The sequence below is a fragment of the Kitasatospora sp. CB01950 genome, assembly GCF_001905465.1.
Classification (GTDB): Bacteria; Actinomycetota; Actinomycetes; order Streptomycetales; family Streptomycetaceae; genus Kitasatospora.
Map to the genome: position 1 here is coordinate 147,796 of NZ_LISX01000006.1, position 18,849 is coordinate 166,644.

Here is an 18,849-nt window from a genome sequence, read left to right on the forward strand (position 1 = left end):
CCTTCAGTTTCGGGGGGTGGTGGTGATGTGCTGGACGCCGTTCTGGACGGCGTAGATGACGCCGTGCCCGGTCGCCCGGTTGTTCATCCGCGACGTCCCGGCGGCCGGCGGCGGCACGGCCGGGGGTACGGCCGGGGGCGCGGCCGGGGGTACGGCCGGGGGCGCGGCCGGGGGCGCGGCCGGGGGCGCGGCCGGGGGCGCGGCAGAAGGCACGGCCGGGGCGTCGGCCGCGGCCGTCCGGAGCCAGGCGGTGGAGGTGAACTCCTTGTTGCGGACGGCGACTTGCCGGTACTCCTCGGGTTCGATGCCGGGCAGCCCGGGCTGCACGGTCTCCTCGTGGAAGTGCTCGGAGAGGACCAGCACGGCGACGGCCCCCGGCGCTTCGGCCAGTTCGGTGCGGACGGCGGGCGCGTCGAGCAGCCGGGCCAGCACCTCCAGCGGCCGCCCGGCGACCTCCCCGTCCGGGCCGAGCCGGACGTCGCCGGCGTGCAGCGCCATCCGGACCCGGATCGTGGTCGGCGGCCCGGCCAGCCGGTTGTGGGCGCGCAGCCGGGCGGCGACCTCGTCGAACAGCGGGTGGACCAGCGACGCCTTCGGCGCCCCGGCGGGGGCGGTGACCCGCAAGCCGTCGCCGAGGTCGTCGATCCGGCACTGCGCCCAGTCGATCCGGCTCCGCCCGAAGGACTCCCGCAGCACCGCCCGGAGCGCCGCGCGAATCGCCATCAGCGCCGGGTCGCCGCGTCCGGCGGAGCGTTCGATGTCCACGGCGAGCACCGCCCGGTACGCCAATTCCCAGTCCACGCCAGCCTCCTGATGCCGCACCTTCGCGAGCGCTCCGGGTTCCATGGTGCCGGACCGGCGGGCGGCGGACCCCGTCGGAATACGGTTTCTCCCACCGACCCGCACCATCCCGGGCGGCCCGCCGACCGCATACTGGTGACAGCAGCGCACCGGGCAGGGGGAGAGCGATGGCAGCCGACGACCGCAGCCGCACCGGAGACGGGAGCGCCCCGTCCGGCCGTACCTGGGCGTGGCCGCTGTCGAGTCTGCTCGGCGGCCTGTCGCCGGCCGAGCGGGAGCCGCTGCTGTCGCTCGGCACCGAGGTGCGGTACCCGGCCGACCGGGTGCTGGTGCGGGAGTCCGACCGGACGGACTTCCTGCTGGTGCTGCTGGCGGGCGTGGTCAAGGTGACCGGCCGCACGCAGGATCACCGGGACGCGCTGCTGGCCGTGCGGATGGGCGGCGATCTGGTCGGCGAGTTCGCCGCCGTGGACGGCCGGCCGCGTTCGGCGACCGTCACCAGCTGCGGCCGGGTCACGGCCCGGGCGGTGAGCCGCCCGGCGTTCCTGGACTGCATGCGGCGCGAGGCGCGGATCGCGCAGGCCGTCAACGAGTCCATCGTGACGAAGCTGCGGGCCGCGAACGACCGCCGGATCGACTTCACCGGCTGCGACACGGCGACCCGGCTGGCCCGGGTGATCCACCAGATCGCGGTGACGTACGGCGAGCCCGCCGGCGCGGGCGCGGTGATCCGCTGGCCGATCACGCAGCCCGAACTCGCGACGCTGTCCGGCGCGGCCGAGCCCACCGTGCACAAGGCGCTGCGCCGCCTGCGCGAGTCGGGGGCCGTCACCACCGGCTACCGCAGCATCCGGGTGGAGAGCATGGCGCTGCTGGAGACCATCGCCTTCCCCTGACCGGAAACCCTCCCCTGCCCGCAAACCTTCCCCTGCCCGGAAGCCTTCCCCGAACGCTTCCCCCGACCGGGGAGGTGATGTGAACGGCCTTGGCGGAAACCGTCGTTCGACGGGGTCTCGCCGCACGGCCCGCACTAGCCTGGCCAACTACCGGACCGCCGACGGCAGTTCCGGACCACTGCCGGGCGCCCGTCACGCCGCCCGGCGGACCCTCACCTTCTGTACCGGCCGACCTGCCCGCGCGGCGGTCCGCCTCGAGAACGGTCGCGCTCCACGGCCGGGAGAGACAGTCGCGATGGAAGAACCGGACGACTCCGCCACGAGCAGCACCGAGCGCTCCCCGGGCAACGACTACCGCCTCGACATCGACGGCGACGCCAACGGTCCGGTGGTGGTCGGCGACCACAACCTGGTGGTGGACGCCGACCACGGCTCCACGGTGACCCTGCTGGTGGCGGGCCGCCGCCCCACGCCGGTGCGCCGCCCGCAGGTGGCGCTGCTCCCGCGCCGGCCGCAGCCGCCGCTCGGCCGCGAGGACGAACTCGCCGAACTGGCACGGGCGATCGACGCCGGCGGGCTCGTCCAGCTGTACGGCCCGTCCGGCACGGGCACCAGCATGCTGCTGCGCCACGCCGCGCACCGGACGGCCGCCGGGTCCGACGGGCGGGTGTACCTGAACGCCGCCGACCGGGAGGTCGCCGACCTGGCGCAGGAGATCTTCGAGGCCTGCTACGACGCCGTCGGCTATGCCCCGTCCGAGCCCGAACTGCGGCGTCTGATGGCCGGGTTGAGGGTCACGGTGTACCTCGACAACGCCGACCTGACCCGCGCCGAGGCGCTCGCCCTGGCCGACCTGGTCCCGGACGCGACGTTCGTGCTGGCCTCCCACGACCGGTCGCTGCTCGGCGAGGACGGCGCGTTGGTGGAACTCGCCGGGCTGGACCGGGCGGCCGGCCTGGAGCTGCTCACCCGCGAGCTGCGCCGACCGCTCGCACCGGGCGAACTGGCCGACGCGACGACGCTCTGGCAGGCCGCCCAGGGCCGCCCGCTGCACCTGCTGCAGGCCGCGGTGCTCGCCCGGTTCCGGTCCGCCGGCGACGGCGGCCTGCCGCGGGCGGGCGAGGTGGCGGAGATCGTCCCGTTGCTGCTCGACGGCCTCGACGACCCGTCCTCGCAGGTCCTGCGCCTGCTGGCCACCCTGGACGGCGCGGAGCTCGCGGCGGAGCGGATCGCCGCGATCGCCGACCTGCCGGACGCGGCGGCGCTCTGCGAGCGGCTGGCGGACGTCGGCCTGCTCCGCGCCGAGCAGCACGGCTACCGCTGCCCGCCGGACGCGGTGGCGGCGGCGCTCGGCCGGACCGACCCGTTCCCGTTCGAGCGGATCTGCGCGCAGCTCACCGAATGGGTCACCCGGCGGGACACCGTGCCCGCCGAAGTCGCCGAGCACAGCCGGGCGTTGGAGCGGGCGGTCGCGCTCGCCGAGGCCGCCGGGCGGCCCGAGCTGGCCGTACACCTGGCCCGGGCGGCGTCCCCGGCGATGGCGCGGGCGCTGCGCCCGGGGGCGTGGGGCCGCCTGCTCGGCCGGGGCTGGAACGCCGCCGAACGGGCCGGCGACCGGTCGGCGCAGACCTTCTTCATCCACGAGGAGGGCATCCGCAGCCTGCTGACGGGCCGCCGGGTGATCGCGGTGGTGCTGCTCGGCGAGGCGGCGCTGCTGTGGAAGGCGATCGGAGACCTGCACGGTGCGACGGCCGCGCTCAACGCCCAGCACGTCGCGCCCGGCCTGACCGGGCCGCCCACCCTGCCGCTGCCCACCCCTCCGCACGTCCCGGCCGTCCCCGGCGACCCGGGTGCCGGGCTGAGCAGCATCGGGACGCACGGCGGCACCGCGGCCCAGAGCGCGCAGACCCAGTCGGTGGCCTCGCACATGGCGAACCTCTCCCCCACCCCGCCGCCGTCCGCCGCACCCGCGACCGTCCCGCACGCCGCGACCGTCCCGCACGCCGCGGCGCCGGCGGCGCAGCACGGCGCCGCGCAGGCGGGCCAGCAGGCGGCCGGGCACGCCGCCGGACACGCGGCGGCCGGCGCGGGTGCGGCGGCCGGTGCCGGGGCCGGGGCCGGGGTGGCGGGGACGGCCGGGGTGCTGAGCGCCAAGGGCCTGCTGGTCACGCTGGGCCTGCTGCTGGCCGGTGCGGGCGCGGTCACCTGGTCGGTGTCGGGCGGCAGCGGCGGCGGTGGCGGCGGGGCCGGCGGGGCCGGCGAGGGGAAGGTGCTGCGGGCGCCGTTCGAGCAGGCGGTGCAGGCGCTGGCCTCGGCCCCGGGCGTCCGCTACCAGGGCGACTGGAACGTCCAGGAGTACCTCAACGACGTCACGGTGACCGCGCACGGCGAGAAGTTCGGCACCAGCCACCTCAGCAACCAGAGCATGGCCGCCGACAAGGACGCCCAGGACATGCTGACCGTCGGCGGCAAGGACTACTCGCGCTGGCACTCCTCGGACCTCATCCTGCGCCTGTGGACGTACAACGGCCTCGGCGACCGGACCAGCACCGGCACCAGCCGCCTGTCCGAGGAGATGGGGATGTACGAGACCCCGGCCGACCTCGCCAAGCGCTTCTCGCAGGCGCTCGCCGACCGGCCCCGGCTCCCCGCCGCGGAGAACCCGCCGACCACCGACGTGAACGGCGTCCCGGCCCTGCGCGCGGACACCACCGTCGGCTACCTGTACGTCTCCCGCGACGCGCCGTACCGCGTGCTGCGCTGGGAGCCGCCGAGCGCGATGAAGTTCCAGCTGCCGACGGACGGCAAGCTCTCCCGCGCGATGGAGGCCCACTCGCCGATGTGGGAGACCACCTCCATGGACCTCTCGACGGTGGCGCCGGGCGGGACCGGGGCGATGTACGACGCCCTGGAGGCGTCCGTCAAGGGCCTCACCACGGCCCGCTACGGCACCCTGGACTTCGACCAGGACCCGGACAGCCATGTGAACTGCGACGCCACCGGGTGCCACATCAAGGAGAACGTCACCGCGAAGATCCTCCAGGGCGACTCCGTGGTCCACGGGCTCCCGCACGTCAATGTGGTGATGACGGTCGGCACGATCACCATCGACGGCCGCGCGGCCGGCAAGTGCACCAGCGCCCCGACCTCGCTCCCGGTCGGCACCAGCGCCGTCAGCGGCACCATCACCTGCGACGACGCGGCCGGCGCCGCCGTGTTCCAGCAGGTCAGCGCGGAGAGCCAGAACCGGGCCGACGCCCTCGGCAGCAGCACCTACTGGGACCGCGCCTCGGACATCGAGATCGAGGCCCTGGTGCTCACCGGGGCCGAGGTCGACCAGCTGCTGTCGACCGTCCGCCAGGAACGCTCCGGCGCCCACTGACCACCCCCTCCACGGAAGGAGTCCCGCATGGCCACCCGATCCGGTGACCGGTACGACGTTCGCATCGGCGGCGACGCGCACGGCCCCGTCGTCGTCGGCCGCGACAACCGCGTCGAAGCGCCCGCCGCGCCCGACACCCCGCCCGAGTCCCCGACCGAGTCCCCGACCCAGAACAACACGGCCGGCGGCCACGCCTCGCTCTACACCGTCATGAAGGGCGACCTCCACGTCCACCACGAGGCGGCCGACCCGGCCGACTGACCGGCCGGGGGTGCTAGAAATCCCTGGTGGACGATCACCCCGAGCCCCCGACCCGGCGCCTGTTCGTGGCGCTGGCCCCGCCCGACGACGCCAAGGACGAGCTGGCCCGCGCCCTGCAACCGGCCTACGCGGCGTACCCGCTGCTGCGCTGGAACCGGATCGCGGACTGGCACATCACCCTGGCGTTCCTCGGCGAGCTCCCCTCCGCCGCCGTGCCGGTGCTGCGCTCGACGCTGCCCGGCGCGGCGGCCGCGCACCCCGCGCCGCGGCTGGCCCTGCACGGCGGCGGCCACTTCGACGGGCGGCTGCTGTGGAGCGGCGTCACCGGCGACCTCGACGGCCTCCACGAACTCGCCTCCGCCGTCCGCGAGTTGATCCGCGCCCACGGCCTCGACTTCCGCGACCGCCCGCTGCACCCGCACCTCACCCTGGCCCGCTCCCGACGCGACGACCCCACCAGCGTCCCGTTGGCCGCCGCCGGTCTCACCGGCTTCGCCGGCCGCAGCTGGCCCGCCGAACGCCTCCACCTGGTCGGCAGCAACACCGGCCGCGGCCCCGGCCCGATCCGCTACCGCGACCTCGCCTCCTGGCCGCTCGCCCCGTCCTGACGTCTCGTCAGGAGGCTTTGCCGGTTCGGGTTTTAACCATTCATTACGCCGCGTCCCTTCCCATCGACCGCGCCGACCCGGGAGGCTTCGGCGGGGCTGCGCGATCGTGCGTCCCGCCCGTAGCGAAAGGACCCGGCACCGTGCCCAAGAGGCAACGCCGACGGCTGCTGCTGCCCGCCGTCACCCTGACCGCACTCGGCCTGGCCACCTCCCAGGCGCTCGCGGCCCCCGCCCCCCACCCGGCCCTCCCGCGTCAGGCTCAGCACCAGGCCGAGGTCGGCCGGCAGCACGCCGCGAAAGTGCAGGGCAAGGTCTCCGCGCACAACGCGCTGACCGGCGGCGACGAGGACGGCGCGGACGAGGCGGAGAACTCCGCCGAGGGCGTCGCGCAGTACACCGAGGCCCGCACCGCCCCGGGCGTCGTCGCCCCGGGCGCGTACGGCGCGGCCTGGGCGCAGTTGCAGTCGATGCCGCATGTCGGCGCCGCATGGCAGCACGTCACCTCGAAGCCGTACAACGCGGACGACCCGCGCTACCGCGACATCAACTCCAACTCCAGTGGCGGCGCAGGCTACGTCACGGGCCGGATCACCGGCATCGCGGCCGACGACGACGGCAACGTGTACGCCGGCGGCGCCAACGGCGGCGTGTTCCGCTCGCGCACCGGCGGCGGCAACTGGGAGCCGATCGCCGACAGCCTGCCCACGCTGTCGACCGGCACGCTGGACCTGGACGAGGGCGGGCGGCTCTGGTACGCCACCGGCGAGTCCAACACGGGCGCCACCTCGTACGTCGGCACCGGCGTGTACGTGCTCGCCGACCCCCGGCACGGCCGGTTCGCGCCGAGCAACCGGGTCGGCGGCTCCGAGCTGGAGTCGACCGTCATCCACGCGCTGCGCTTCGGCGGCGGCAAGGTGTGGGCGGCCACCAGCCGCGGGGTGTGGAGCCACTCCACCGCCGAGCTGTCCGGCCCGTGGAAGCTGGAGTTCGCGCCCAACCCGGCCTATCTGCCGGGCGGTTCGCTGGCCAAGGACCCGTCCGCGCCGTACCGGAACATCGCCAACGACATCGCGATCGACCCCAAGGACCCGTCCAAGGTGGTGCTGGCGATCGGCTGGCGCGGCGGCGACACCTACAACGGCTTCTACAGCCGGGCCGCGGACGGCAGTTGGCAGCGCGTCGGCGCGCTCGGCGACCTGCCGACGGACGCCGACAACGTCGGCAACGTGACCTTCGCCCGGTCGGCGGACGGCTCGCGCTACTACGCGATCGACCAGTCGCCGCTGCTCACCAGCACCGACCCGGACTCCGGCCTGAAGGGCATCTACGTCTCCAAGTCCGGTTCGCCGTACGGCCCGTGGACGCTGATCGCGGACAAGGACAAGATCAAGAACTCCGGTTCGGCCCTGACGGACGACGGCTACCAGCCGGGCATCCAGTCCTGGTACAACCAGTTCCTGCAGGTCGACCCGACCGACCCGGACCACCTGTACGCGGGCCTGGAAGAAGTGCTGGAGACCAAGAACGGCGGCACCGACTGGACGGTCCCCGGCCCGTACTGGAACTTCCCGTTCTCCTGCTGGAGCATCGACCCGAGCAAGCAGACCGGCGACTGCCCGCCGACCGTCCACTCCGACCAGCACGCCGTCGCCATCGGCTCGTACCGGGGCAAGGCCACCGTGTACGTCGGCAACGACGGCGGCATCTACCGCCGCCCGGTGGACGGCGCGGCCGACGCCTCCGGCCACGCCACCGACTGGAAGTCCCTCGCGGACGGCACCATCGACACCCTGCAGTACTACTCGGTCGGCATCGGCAAGGACCCGGCGGACCGCTCCGGCAAGGGCGTCATCGTCAGCGGCGGCCTCCAGGACAACGGCGAGTCCATCCTGCGCGCCGGCGACAAGGTGATGGGCTCGAACTTCGGCGGCGACGGCGCCGACACCCTGGTCGACCCGGCCAACGGCTGCAACATCGCCGAGGAGTACGTCTACCTCGACATGTGGGTCACCCAGAACTGCGCGGTCAACGACGGCGCCGCGAGCGAGGACCCGAGCAAGGCCACCTCGTACGAGGTCGCCCCGCCCGACAAGGCCCTCGGCGGCTCCGGCGCCCGCTTCATCGCGCCGATCACCGCCGACCCGAAGGACGGCAACACCTGGGTCGCCGGCGGCCGGCACGTCTGGGTGCAGCACAAGGGCTGGGCGATCCGCAGCGGCAGCGAGTGGAGCAACGCCTACGACCTGGGCGCCGGCCACCTCGCCACCGCCGTCGCCACCGTCGACGGCACCGTGTACGCGGGCTGGTGCGGCCCCTGCAACAACCAGGGCTTCAGCCGCGGCATCGCGGTCGGCAGGACCGACGGCACCGGCTGGCACCAGCTGAACCTGCCGGTCGACGGCACGCTGCCGAACCGCTACATCAGCTCCTTCGCGGTGGACGAGAAGAACGCCCAGCACGTCTTCGTCGCCTTCAACGGCTTCTCCCGGACGTGGACCGAGGGCCCCGGCGCGGGCATCGGCCACCTCTTCGAGACCCGCGACGGCGGCGCCACCTGGACCGACGTCTCGGCCAACCTGCCGGACGTCCCCGCCACCTCGGTCAAGATCCTGCCGGGCGGCGGGCTGGTGCTCGGCACCGACCTCGCCGCGTTCTACCGGGCGCCCGGCGGGAAGAACTGGAAGGTGCTCGGCCGCGACCTGCCCACCACCTCCGTCCAGCAGCTCAAGACCGGCCCGGACGGGCGCCTGTACGCCGCCACCTTCGGGCGCGGCATCTGGTCGATCGACCCTCGCGGGCTGATCGACGACAACAACGGCCAGGGCGACGACAACAGCCGGCACTGACCCCTGCACCACCGCTGCCCCGCACCACCGCTGCCCGGCCCGCTCACCCGAGCGGGCCGGGCAGCCGCATGCTGTCGACTCCTCAGCCACCCGGCCGCAGGGCCTTCTCGGGCGGTGCGCCGTACAGCGCCGGGTGGAGGTAACGGCCGCGCTCCGCGCGCGGTTTGGTCTGCTCGGGCTCGATGCGGTGGGCCTCGGCCCAGGCGTCGGCTCGCACGCCGGTGACCTGCCAGGCCACCTTCAGGCCGGCCGGTGCGCCCGCGATGCGGAAGCGGCGGTGCTCGATCTCCTCGGCGATGTGGAGGTCGGGGGCGGGTGCGCCGATCGCGGTCAGCTGGTAGCGGAAGTCCCGGTTGAGGGCCTCGAACCAGCCGGGGAGTTCGACGCTCGCCGTGCCGTCTGCCCCGGCGGTGACCGTCCCGTCGTAGACGTTCTTCATCTCGGACGACTCGACGAACGAGTGCGTCAGGTACTTCTCGGCCGGTGCCAGCGGGTGATCGATCCGGAAGCCGCCACTGCTCTTGAACAGGTTGCCCATCACGCTGACCGGGCCGGTGAACCAGGCCGCGCAGCAGTCGCTCGCGAGGTACGCGGCGTGGTCGTTGTTCGGGTTGAACGCGGCCACTCCGGCGTTCGGCGCGATGCCGACCACACCGAAGTCGTCGCCCAGGCAGGTGCCCTGGACGGCGGCCGCCGAGCTGCTCTGCGCCAGCACGGCGATCCCGGTGTCGCTGGTCGCGTTCACCGCCGTGCCCTGCTGACTGCGCGCCAGGACGCCGATCCCGTTGCCCAGGCAGTTGCCGACCACGCCCACCCCGTTGGTCGTTCCGCCGAGCAGGGCCGTGTCACGGTCGTTGACCACCTCGACGGCCGTGGGCGCGTCGCTGGTCGCGGAGATCGCGGCGGTGCCGCCCGTGCCGGTGGCGGTGACGGCCGGGGTGGCCGGGGTGGAACTGCTGAAGTCGCCTTGCACGGTGCGCTCACTCCTTTGAGAAGAGTTGCCTCGTGTACTTCACGATCTCGTGGCTCTCCAAGCTGAACCGCGTGATCATGTCCCCCATGAAGTGGCCGATCTTCTCGGCCGACGGCCGGCCGCGGTGCTTCTTGATGAAGTCGGCCCACATGCCGTTCCACTGCGTGTGCAACCACTTGTGCAGGAAGTGCGGGATGCGGATGCAGTAGTGCCGGGTGTTGATTCCGGCCCGCTCGAAGATCTTGATGAACTGGGTGGGCAGCAGGTGGTGAACCTCCGTCCTGAGCAGGGTGACGACCCGGCGCAGCTCGATCCACTCGGAGCCGCTGGCAGCCGACAGGACGGTTTCCGGCACCCCGGCCACCGTGGCCAGAGCCGTCTCCGTCGCCTCCGCCGCAACTTCCACCGCGCCGACCGTCGCCTCCGCGGCCGTCCCGACGGCGAGCGCCGCGCTCCCCACCGCGCCGAGCACGGCCTCCCCCGCCCCGACGAGGGCGGACATGGCTCCGACCAGGGGCAGACTCCGCGGCCCGCTCCCGGACGGCGCCGCGCCGTGCACCGGCGCCGCCACCGTACGGAACCTCGACTCCGCCGGGTCGCGCTGGAGTTGGTCGGCACGGCCGCGGTTGCCCGCGGTGGCGCCCGCGTTCGGCGGCAGTCCGGTCGCGGCGGCGCCGCCGTTGCCGTTGTCGTTGGGCGGGGGCGGGGGTGGCGGTGTCGGCGGCTTGGAGGTGTGGGGTCCGCTGCCGGGTGGCGTGGCACCGGCCGAACCCACGGGCGACGGCCGGGCGCCCTCCCCGGCCCCGGCACCTGCTGCCCCGGCACCGGCCGACTTCGACGCGGGCGTCAACTGCTGCCCGGAGCCGGCACCGCGCCCGGTCGACTGCTGCGGCCCGGAGCCGGCGCCGGAGTGCGCCGATGGTTGCGCGGTGGCCGGTGACGTCGAGCCGGTCTTGGCCGGCGAGGCGGCCGGCGGATCTGCCGGTGCGGCCGGGCCGGCCGGCGGTTTCGGGTCGTCGTCCAGGGTCGCGCCGTTGAACCCGGCGGGGTCGCGCAGCGACAGCGGGTTGTTGACGACGTAGGCGTAGCGGTTCCAGGACTGCGGGTTCAGCGGGTCGGGGGTCAGCGGGTCGGCGCTGAGGAAGCGGCCGATGACCGGATCGTAGAAGCGGCCGCGCATGTCGATGAGGTACCAGCCGTCGATGTGCCGCTGCCCGGTGTACCCGGTGTGCAGGGCGGTGTCGTGCTCGGCCCGCGGCAGGGCGGGGTCGGTGGGGTCGGTGCGGCGGCCGAAGGGGTCGTAGGCGTAGCGGTGCAGGACTTTCCCGTGGCTGGTGGTGACCAGGTCGGTCGACTGCTGGTGGTCGGCGTGCAGGTATTCGACGCGGTCGGCGGTGCGGGCGCCGCCGGCCAGCACCCAGGTGCGCCGGGCGACCAGCCGTCCCGGTACCACGATGTCGAAGATGTGCTGCCCGTCGGGCCGTTCGGTGCCGATCGGGCGCCGGTACTCGTAGAGTCCGTCGAAGCTGTCGGTGGCCAGGCCGCTCAGCCGGTCGACGGTCTGTACCCGGCTGCCTTCGCCGTCGTAGCGGAATTCGACGGCGCGTGGCTGCTTGGGTCCGCTCTGCGTGATGCGGGTCGGCAGGTTGCCGCGGCCGTAGCGGACGGTCCGGCCGGGGGCGCCGGTCTGGTTGCCGCGGGCGTCGTAGGTGTAGGCGCCCAGGGTGGTGGCGACGACGGCGTGCGGCCCGGCGACCGCCGGGTTGTAGGTGTAGGCGAGGTCGGTGCCGGGGCCGACCTCGATGGCGCGCAGGGTGATGTCGCCGATGTCGTCGTAGTCCCAGCGGACCTTGCGGTCCCCGGGGTCGCCGCGCCAGGTCCAGCGCCGCAGCCGGCGGCGGTTGTCGTAGCCGAACGCCTCCTTGGTCCGGCGCACGCTGTCGGTGCGTCCGACCAGGTTGAGGTTGGCGTCGAACCGGTAGCGGGTGTCGCGCAGCAGCTGGTTGGCCCCGTCGAGGGTCTGGATCCGCTGGAGCACGCCCGGGCGGGCGCCGTCCTCGATCCGCCGGTCGGTCAGGCCGTTGCCGAGTGCGTCGTCGCCGAACAGGCCGGAGGCGTCGGCGTTGACCCACTGCCAGTAGACCCGCCGGTCGGCGGCGTCGGTGGCGCGCAGCAGTTGCCCGAACTTGCCGTACTCGTACCGCAGTTCGAACGGTTCGAGGCTTCCGGCCTTCGGGTAGACGATGCCGCTGAGGCGGCCCATCGCGTCGTACTCGTGGGTGAGCGTGTACCGGTTGGGGCCGACCGAGCAGGTCTTGGTCACCGGGCGGCCGATCGCGTCGTAGCCGAAGACCTCGGTGACGGCGGAGAGCGGCGCCGCGATCCGGGTCACCTGCCCGGTGGCGCCCACGTCCCAGTCGATCGTCACGTCGCCGTCGAGGGCGTCCCGGATCGCGGTGGGCCGGCCGGCCGAGTCGTACTCGTGGTCGACGGCGTGACCGTCGGCCTGGATGTCGCGCAGCGGATCGCCGAACACGTTGTACGTGTAGGTGAGGTGGCCGCGGTCCGGGTCCGTCTCACTGATCAGGCGTCCGAGCCGGTCGGCGTCGTAGCGGGTGACGTTGCCGGCGATGTCCGTGACGGACGCGACCTGGCCGAACGGCGCGTAGTCGACGGTCATGCCGGCCGGGGCGGTCGCCGTCCCGACCAGCGCGGCGTCGCGGTCCGTGACGAAGACCGGGCGCTCCAGGCAGTCCGTCCGGGTCGCGGTGGCGTGGTGCTCGCCGTCGGTGGCGATCAGCCACTCGCCGCGGTACTCGTAGCCGGTGCTGGTGCCGTCGGCCCCGGTCCGCGCGGTGATCCGCCCGAGCGTGTCGTACGTGAAGGTGTCCCAGCTGGGCGCGTCGGCGGCGAAGTGCGGCAGCGATGTCCGGACGGCCCGGCCGAGCGCGTCGTACTCGGTGTCGCGGATCACGGCCTTGCCGTCGTCGCGCGCGAAGAGCGTCCGGGTGACCACCCGGCCCAGCTCGTCGTGGTCGAACAGGGCTTCCTCACCGGATCCGGCCACCACCGAGATCCTCGCCCGGCCGCCCACGTCGAGCTGGTGGGCGGTGGTGCGGGTGCCGTCCGGGGCGAGTTCGCCGCGCAGCCGGCCGAAGCCGTCGTACTGCCGGAAGGTCTGCACGCCGTTCTGGTCGGTGCTGCTGATCTGGACGCCGAGCCCGGGGTGGTGGGTCGCGCTCACCGTGTGCCCGAGGCCGTCGGTGACCTGGACCGGGAACTGGTGCTCAAGGCCGTCGTACTGGACCTCGACGGAGCGTTTCGCGCCGCCCGGGCCGATGCTCTCCTCCAGGGTGACCCGGAGCAGGTTGCCGTCCGGGTAGCGCTGGAGGGTCCGGTAGAGCGTCCGCACGCCGTCCGGCTGGGGGCCGATCGGCAGCCAGCCGTCGGGGCCCAGCACTCCGGGTTCGACGGTCTCGCGGGTGAGCAGGCCGTCGCTGCCGTACTCGTACCCGAACCGTCTGGTCTGCGCCGAGCCGTTCGGGCTGGTGCTCCGCTCCGTCACCTCGGTGCACAGCCCGATCAGCCAGCCGACCGGGTCGTTGCTGTAGGCGGACTTCACGGCGAGCGCGTTGCCGTCGCTCCAGGTCTGCGAACGGACGGTCAGGTTCCCGTAGGCGTCCATGTCCTGCGCCGTGGTGCAGCGCCGCACCGGCATGGTGGGCACCCCGTTCCGGGTGATCACCTGCTCCTCGTCGATGCCGAGCGGAACGACGAAGTAGGGGATGGTGCCCACCGGGCCCGGCCGCTCGGTGTAGGTGGTCGTGGTGCTCGCCCGGTGCTGAAGGCCGTGGCCGAGCGGGGTCGTGGTGACTTCCTTGACGGGCAGTCCGAGCAGCGGATAGCTGCCACTGGCCGCGGCCAGGTCGGGAAGGTAGTCCGAGACGGTGCTGACACCGGTCTCGACGTGCACGGCGGTGCGCCGCCGGAAGCCCAGGAACCCGGCGCCCGTGACGTCCTGGACGCCGCCCGCGTAGGTGTACCGGTGCGTGTTCACCCCGCCGACGCCGTTGTCCTCGCGGTACTCGGCGACCACCCAGATCTTCCCGGTGCTCGCCCGCAGCGGGAAGGTGAACCCGTACTGCGGGGTGTGCACGGCCGGGTCGGAGATCGGCCGGTAGCCGACCGAGGTGTGGGCGCCCAGCCCGTCGGTGATGCCGGTCAGCAGGTCGGCCCGGTCGCCGCCGCGGACGAACACGCGCAGCTGGCCGTCGCTGTACATCACCACGCCGTCCAGGCCGTCGCCGTTGTGGTCGATCACCTCACAGAGGTCGAAGCCCTCCGGGAACTGCTGGTCCCAGCTGCTGGTGAAGGGCAGCTGGATCTGCGCGAAGCCCTGGCCGTCCCACCGCAGGACGTACATCGGGTCGCTCAGCTCCCCGGCGGTCCGGGTGCGGACCAGCACGGTGGCGCGGCCGTCCTCGTTCCAGTCGATGACGCGCAGCGCGGGCGTGAACCTGCTGGGGAGCTGCGGGAGTTGGAGCGCGACGGGAACCGCCTGGCCGAACGTGCCGCCGAGGTTCTCGGTCAGCGTCGGGTCGGACACGGCCGCCGGGGCGGGTCCGGGCGCGCCGCCGAGGCTGAACGCGGACGGCAGGCCGCTGCGGGTGAAGTCGCCGAACAGGTAGTCCTGCCCGCGCGGCAGCGTGCCCAGCGCCACGGTGGTACTCACCTGGCCGCCCTGCCTGGTCACGCCGACGGCCGACCAGCGCGGGTCGCCGCCGGTGGTGCCGGAGTCGTCGACGAGCAGCGCCGTCGCGCTGCCGCCGTCCGGGGAGACCGTCAGGTGCGGGAACGGGTAGGTGCCGAGCGGCTGCTCCACGTCGAAGTTGAGGTTGCCGCCGAGGTTGGCCCGCAGGTACCAGTTCGGGTCGACGCCGCCGCCGCCGGTCCAGCCGTGCACCAGGTCGGGCAGCCCGTCGCCGTCCAGGTCGGCCACCTCCACCGGCCCGTCCACCGAACCGGCCGGGTTGAAGATGTCCCGGCCCTCGAAGACCCAGAACGAGCCGATGCTGCCCGAGGCGCCCGAGCGGTCGATTCCCGCGTGGTGGACGCGGTAGGTCGGGCTGCCCACGGTGCCGGGCTGCGCCGAGTCGTCGAGGACGAAGATGTTCATGAAGTCCCCGGCCGGGTCCGGGTACACGTACACCCGGCCGTCCGCGCTGTCCGCCGGGACGGGGATGTCGGTGTAGTACGGATCCCGGAAGCCGGTGGGCGAGGCGGGGTCGGAGCGCAGGATCGCGAAGTGGTCCGGGTCCGAGCGCGGCACGTAGAGGATGTCGTCCCGCCCGTCGCCGTCGAAGTCGGCGACCCGGATCCGGCCGGGGAGCGTGCTGCGCCCGGCCGGTGTGGTCTTGATGTCGGTGATGCACGTCGCGATCTCCTGGAAGCCCGTCCCGCCGAGCTCCCAGTCGAAGGTGTGTCCGCCGAGCGCGATCCCGGCCCCGTCGAGTTCCTGGACACCGGTGAGCAGGCTGCGGCCGCTGACGCTGGTGTTCTGGTAGGCGAACAGGTAGCGGCGCAGCAGGGCGACGTTCGACGGGTCGGCGGCGGTCGGGTCCGGGCCGCTCATCCGCAGCTCCCGCAGCCGGGTGTTCTGGGTGACGGGGAGACCGGACAGCAGCCGGGTCTCGGGGTCGGGGCGCGTCTCCCACCCGAAGTCGACCGAGCGCAGTGCCGGCACGCCGCCGCCCTGGGAGCCCGTGTACTGGATGCGGACGGGCACGAAGTCGCGTTCGGGCGGCGGCAGGTCGGGCCGGAACGGGTAGCCCTGGTAGGTGATCCGGAGTTCGTTGCCGGAGCGGTCCCTGATGCTGCGCAGGCCCCAGCCGTAGCGGACCGGTTGCTGCGACACCGCGACGGCGTCCCGCACGGCGGCGGGCAAGGTCCCGGCCGGTACCTGAACCGGCGTCACCACCTGGGCCAGGCCTTCGAAGCGTGAGCCGAGGTCCTCCCGTCCGAGGCCGCCGAAGGTCAGGATCCGGCCGTCCTTCTGAAAGGCCTCGAACCAGGTCGGGCCGAGCGGGCGGCCGTCCGGCGCGGTGTCGACGTCGTGCAGCACGATCTTGGTGAAGGTGTCGCGTTTCGTCCGGTACTCGGCGCCGTCCGCGCCGTGGGTGCCGCCCACGAGGACGAGCGGTTCGCCGTCCAGCGCGAACGGGTCGGTGCTGTCGTACCTGATCGGCCCGTCGGTGCCTTCGTCGGGGATGGTGCGGCGGCGGCGGGTGATCCTGGGCAGGCCGCTCAGCGACCAGCCGACGCCGAGCGGGCCGTTGCCGCCCCGGCTGTGGTAGTGCAGGTCCAGCTCGGGCTGAACGCCCAGCCGCCCGACCGGAACCCAGAGCGGCAGCGTCAGGCTGCCCGCGCCGTCCGGTGTCACCCCGAACGCGCCGCCGGCGAGCTTGCCCGGCGTCACTCCCGCCACGTTGTCGGTCGGAACGATCGGCGTGGGACCAGCCATGGCACGTCCTTCCAGACGCCCGGAAGCACCGAACCGGCCAGGTCCACAGGCCCGCTCGGAGCGCAACCCCGGTTCCACCGTACGCGTGACGACACCCCCGCGCGCCCGCTGACGCCCGTGCCCCGGGAGGCCCGCCCCCGGATACATCGGATGATTTCCGGTCCGGTCGACCGATGAGGTGACGAATCGTCAATTCCTCCGCCGCTCCTCGCCTTCCGTTCCATGAATGTTCAGGAAGCGGTCCCTGACCGCGTCGCGTCAACTGCCTAGGGTCTCCAACGGCTTTGGAGGGAAGCACGCATGGACACACCGCTCGCGGTCCGGGCCCGGGGGATCACCAAGCGCTTCGGCGAGGTGATCGCCCTCGACGGCGTCGACCTCCGGGTGGCGCAGGGCCGGATCCACGGCCTGGCCGGACCGAACGGCGCCGGAAAGACGACGCTGCTCGGCCTGCTGCTTGGCCTGGCCGCCGCCGACGGGGGCAGCCTGGAGATCCTGCGGACACCGATCGGGCGGGCACTCGCCGCACCGGACGGGGTGGCCGGGTTCGTGGACGGGCCCGGTCTCTACCCCGCGCTGACCGCCCGGCAGAACCTCACCGCACTGGCCGCGCTCCAGGGCCGGGCCGCGCGGGTCGAGGAGGCACTCGACCAGGTCGGCCTCACCGACGTCGCCGACGACCGGGTGGGCGGTTTCTCGCTCGGCATGCGCCAACGGCTCGGCCTCGCCGCCGCCCTGCTCCCCCGGCCCCGCCTGCTGGTACTGGACGAGCCGTCCAACGGCCTCGACCCGGCCGGCAAGCGGCAGGTGCACGGCGTACTCCGGCGGCTCGCGGCGGACGGCTGCGCCGTCGTGCTCTCCAGCCACCGCATGGACGACCTGGAGGCGCTGTGCTCCGAGGTCACCGTCCTCGCCACCGGACGGACGGTGTTCTCCGGCCCGCTGCCCGAACTGGCCGCCCGGAACCGCGAACTCGACCACCGGCTGCTCACCTCCGACCCGGCGGCGGCCCGCCGCGTCGCCGCCGGAACGACGGGCGTCCGCCTCACCGACGACACCGCCGACCGCCTCGTGATCCGCGCGGCCGTACCCGCACTGGACGCCCTGGTGGTGCGGCTGGTCCGGGCCGGCATCGCCGTGCGCGAGCTCGCCCCGGTGGTGTCGCCGCTGGAAGCCGCGTTCCTCGCCCTCACCGACCAGCAGCAGGACGCCCGATGACCACGACCCTCACGCCCACCACCACCCGCGTGCCGGTGACCCGCGCCTTCCGCTTCGAACTCGTCAAGCTGCTCGCGCAGTGGCGGATCCGCCTGCTGCTGCTCGCCTGCTGGCTGGGCCCGGCGGCGTTCGTCGCCGGGGTGAGCCGGCAGTCCACGCTTCCCACCGACACCCTGTTCGGCCGCTGGATGCACGCCACCGGCTGGGCCGGGCCGTTGGTGATCCTCGGGTTCGCGGGGAGCTGGGCGCTGCCGCTGCTGACCTCGATGGTCGCCGGTGACGTGTTCGCCGCCGAGGACCGCCTCGGCACCTGGCGTCACCTGCTGGTGGCGGTCCGCTCGCCGCGCCGGATCTTCGCCGCGAAGGCGCTGGCCTGCCTCGCCGTCCTGGTGGCGCTGGTCGCGGGCCTCGCGCTCTCGGGGGTGGTCGGCGGCCTGCTGGCGGTCGGCAACCACCCGCTGGTGGGCCTGGACGGCCACCTGCTCTCCCCCGGCGACGCGGCGCTGCGCGTGCTGCTGGCCTGGCTGTGCGCGCTCGCCCCGACCCTGGCGCTGGCCGGGATCGGCCTGCTCGGCTCGGTCGCTCTGGGCCGCTCCCCGATGGGGCTGCTGCTGCCCGCGCTGGTCGCCCTGGCGATGCAGCTCGCCCAGCTGATGCCGCTGCCGGTCGCCGTCCGGCTCGCGCTGCCCGGGTACGCGTTCCTCTCCTGGAACGGCCTGTTCACCGGCCCGGTGCAGCTCGGCCCGCTGCTGATCGGCGTCGCGGTCGGCCTGGTGTGGGCAGCGGGCACCACCCTGCTCGCCCGATTCCTGTTCCTGCGAAGGGACTTCACCAACCCGGCGCACGACGCCCCGGGCCGCCGGACGCTGCTGGTCGGTGCGCTGCCGCCGCTCGCGCTGCTGGCCGTCACGGTCGGGGCGCTGGCCCCGGCGGTCGGCGCGGCGGGCTCCGGCATCGAGCAGCAGAAGGTGCAGCGCTCGGTCGCCACGGCCTTCGCGCACCTGTACCGCCTGCAGACCGCCGAACTCAACCGTCCGGACGTCACCGAGGCGCAGTTGCAGGTCACGGCGGCGTGCGACAAGGGCAGCACCCGGGTCGAGCCCGAGGGCGCGGGCAACGACTGGCGCTGCGTGGTGTCCTGGCGCCTCCCGGGCGTCGAGGCCACCGGGACGGCCGTCTACCAGCTCGACATCGCCCCCGACGGGCGGTTCGTCGCCGACGGCGACGGGCCGAAGGAAGTGAACGGCTACTTCCTGGTGCGCACCGCCACCGGCGACGCGCCGAACCCGCTCTGGCAGTTCGACGGCAACGTCGAGCTGCTTCCGGCACCTTCGAAGGGATAGC

The 18,849-nt window shown here is 73.8% G+C and carries 10 protein-coding genes; 7 read left to right on the forward strand and 3 right to left on the reverse strand.

Annotation, left to right across the window (positions count from 1 at the left end):
• Positions 1–3: 3 nt before the first annotated feature.
• A complete protein-coding gene (locus AMK19_RS38105; protein WP_073812749.1) occupies positions 4–801 on the reverse strand; it encodes a hypothetical protein in 798 nt (265 codons plus the stop codon).
• Between the two features lie 167 nt (positions 802–968).
• Here AMK19_RS38105 and AMK19_RS17610 point away from each other — a divergent pair, with 167 nt between their 5' ends.
• From AMK19_RS17610 to AMK19_RS17630, 5 genes are all read left to right on the forward strand, one after another.
• Complete coding sequence (locus tag AMK19_RS17610) at positions 969–1,697, forward strand: Crp/Fnr family transcriptional regulator (protein WP_073812751.1); 729 nt, start codon at positions 969–971, stop codon at positions 1,695–1,697.
• A gap of 295 nt (positions 1,698–1,992) precedes the next feature.
• Positions 1,993–5,079 (forward strand): ATP-binding protein, encoded by a 3,087-nt coding sequence (locus AMK19_RS36015; RefSeq protein WP_073812753.1) that lies wholly within the window; start codon positions 1,993–1,995, stop codon positions 5,077–5,079.
• A gap of 27 nt (positions 5,080–5,106) precedes the next feature.
• Complete coding sequence (locus tag AMK19_RS17620) at positions 5,107–5,340, forward strand: hypothetical protein (RefSeq protein WP_073812755.1); 234 nt, start codon at positions 5,107–5,109, stop codon at positions 5,338–5,340.
• Between the two features lie 26 nt (positions 5,341–5,366).
• Positions 5,367–5,948 carry an RNA 2',3'-cyclic phosphodiesterase gene (gene thpR / locus AMK19_RS17625; RefSeq protein ID WP_073812757.1) on the forward strand — a complete coding sequence of 194 codons (582 nt, stop codon included), beginning with the start codon at positions 5,367–5,369 and terminating at the stop codon, positions 5,946–5,948.
• Between the two features lie 140 nt (positions 5,949–6,088).
• Positions 6,089–8,794 carry a glycosyl hydrolase gene (locus tag AMK19_RS17630; protein WP_073812758.1) on the forward strand — a complete coding sequence of 902 codons (2,706 nt, stop codon included), beginning with the start codon at positions 6,089–6,091 and terminating at the stop codon, positions 8,792–8,794.
• An 82-nt stretch (positions 8,795–8,876) separates the two neighbouring features.
• On the opposite strand, the gene AMK19_RS17635 is transcribed toward AMK19_RS17630, so the two are convergent.
• The gene (locus AMK19_RS17635; RefSeq protein ID WP_073812760.1) at positions 8,877–9,767 is read right to left on the reverse strand and encodes a hypothetical protein; all 891 of its coding nucleotides are present in this window, start codon (positions 9,765–9,767) and stop codon (positions 8,877–8,879) included.
• A gap of 7 nt (positions 9,768–9,774) precedes the next feature.
• Positions 9,775–16,287, reverse strand: coding sequence for an RHS repeat-associated core domain-containing protein (locus AMK19_RS17640; RefSeq protein WP_073812761.1), 6,513 nt, complete (start codon positions 16,285–16,287; stop codon positions 9,775–9,777).
• A 300-nt stretch (positions 16,288–16,587) separates the two neighbouring features.
• Here AMK19_RS17640 and AMK19_RS17645 point away from each other — a divergent pair, with 300 nt between their 5' ends.
• Positions 16,588–17,505 (forward strand): ABC transporter ATP-binding protein, encoded by a 918-nt coding sequence (locus tag AMK19_RS17645; protein ID WP_073812763.1) that lies wholly within the window; start codon positions 16,588–16,590, stop codon positions 17,503–17,505.
• The gene (locus AMK19_RS17650; RefSeq protein WP_073812765.1) at positions 17,502–18,848 is read left to right on the forward strand and encodes an ABC transporter permease; all 1,347 of its coding nucleotides are present in this window, start codon (positions 17,502–17,504) and stop codon (positions 18,846–18,848) included. The genes AMK19_RS17645 and AMK19_RS17650 overlap by 4 nt, the downstream gene beginning before the upstream one ends.
• The last annotated feature ends 1 nt before the right edge of the window (position 18,849 follow it).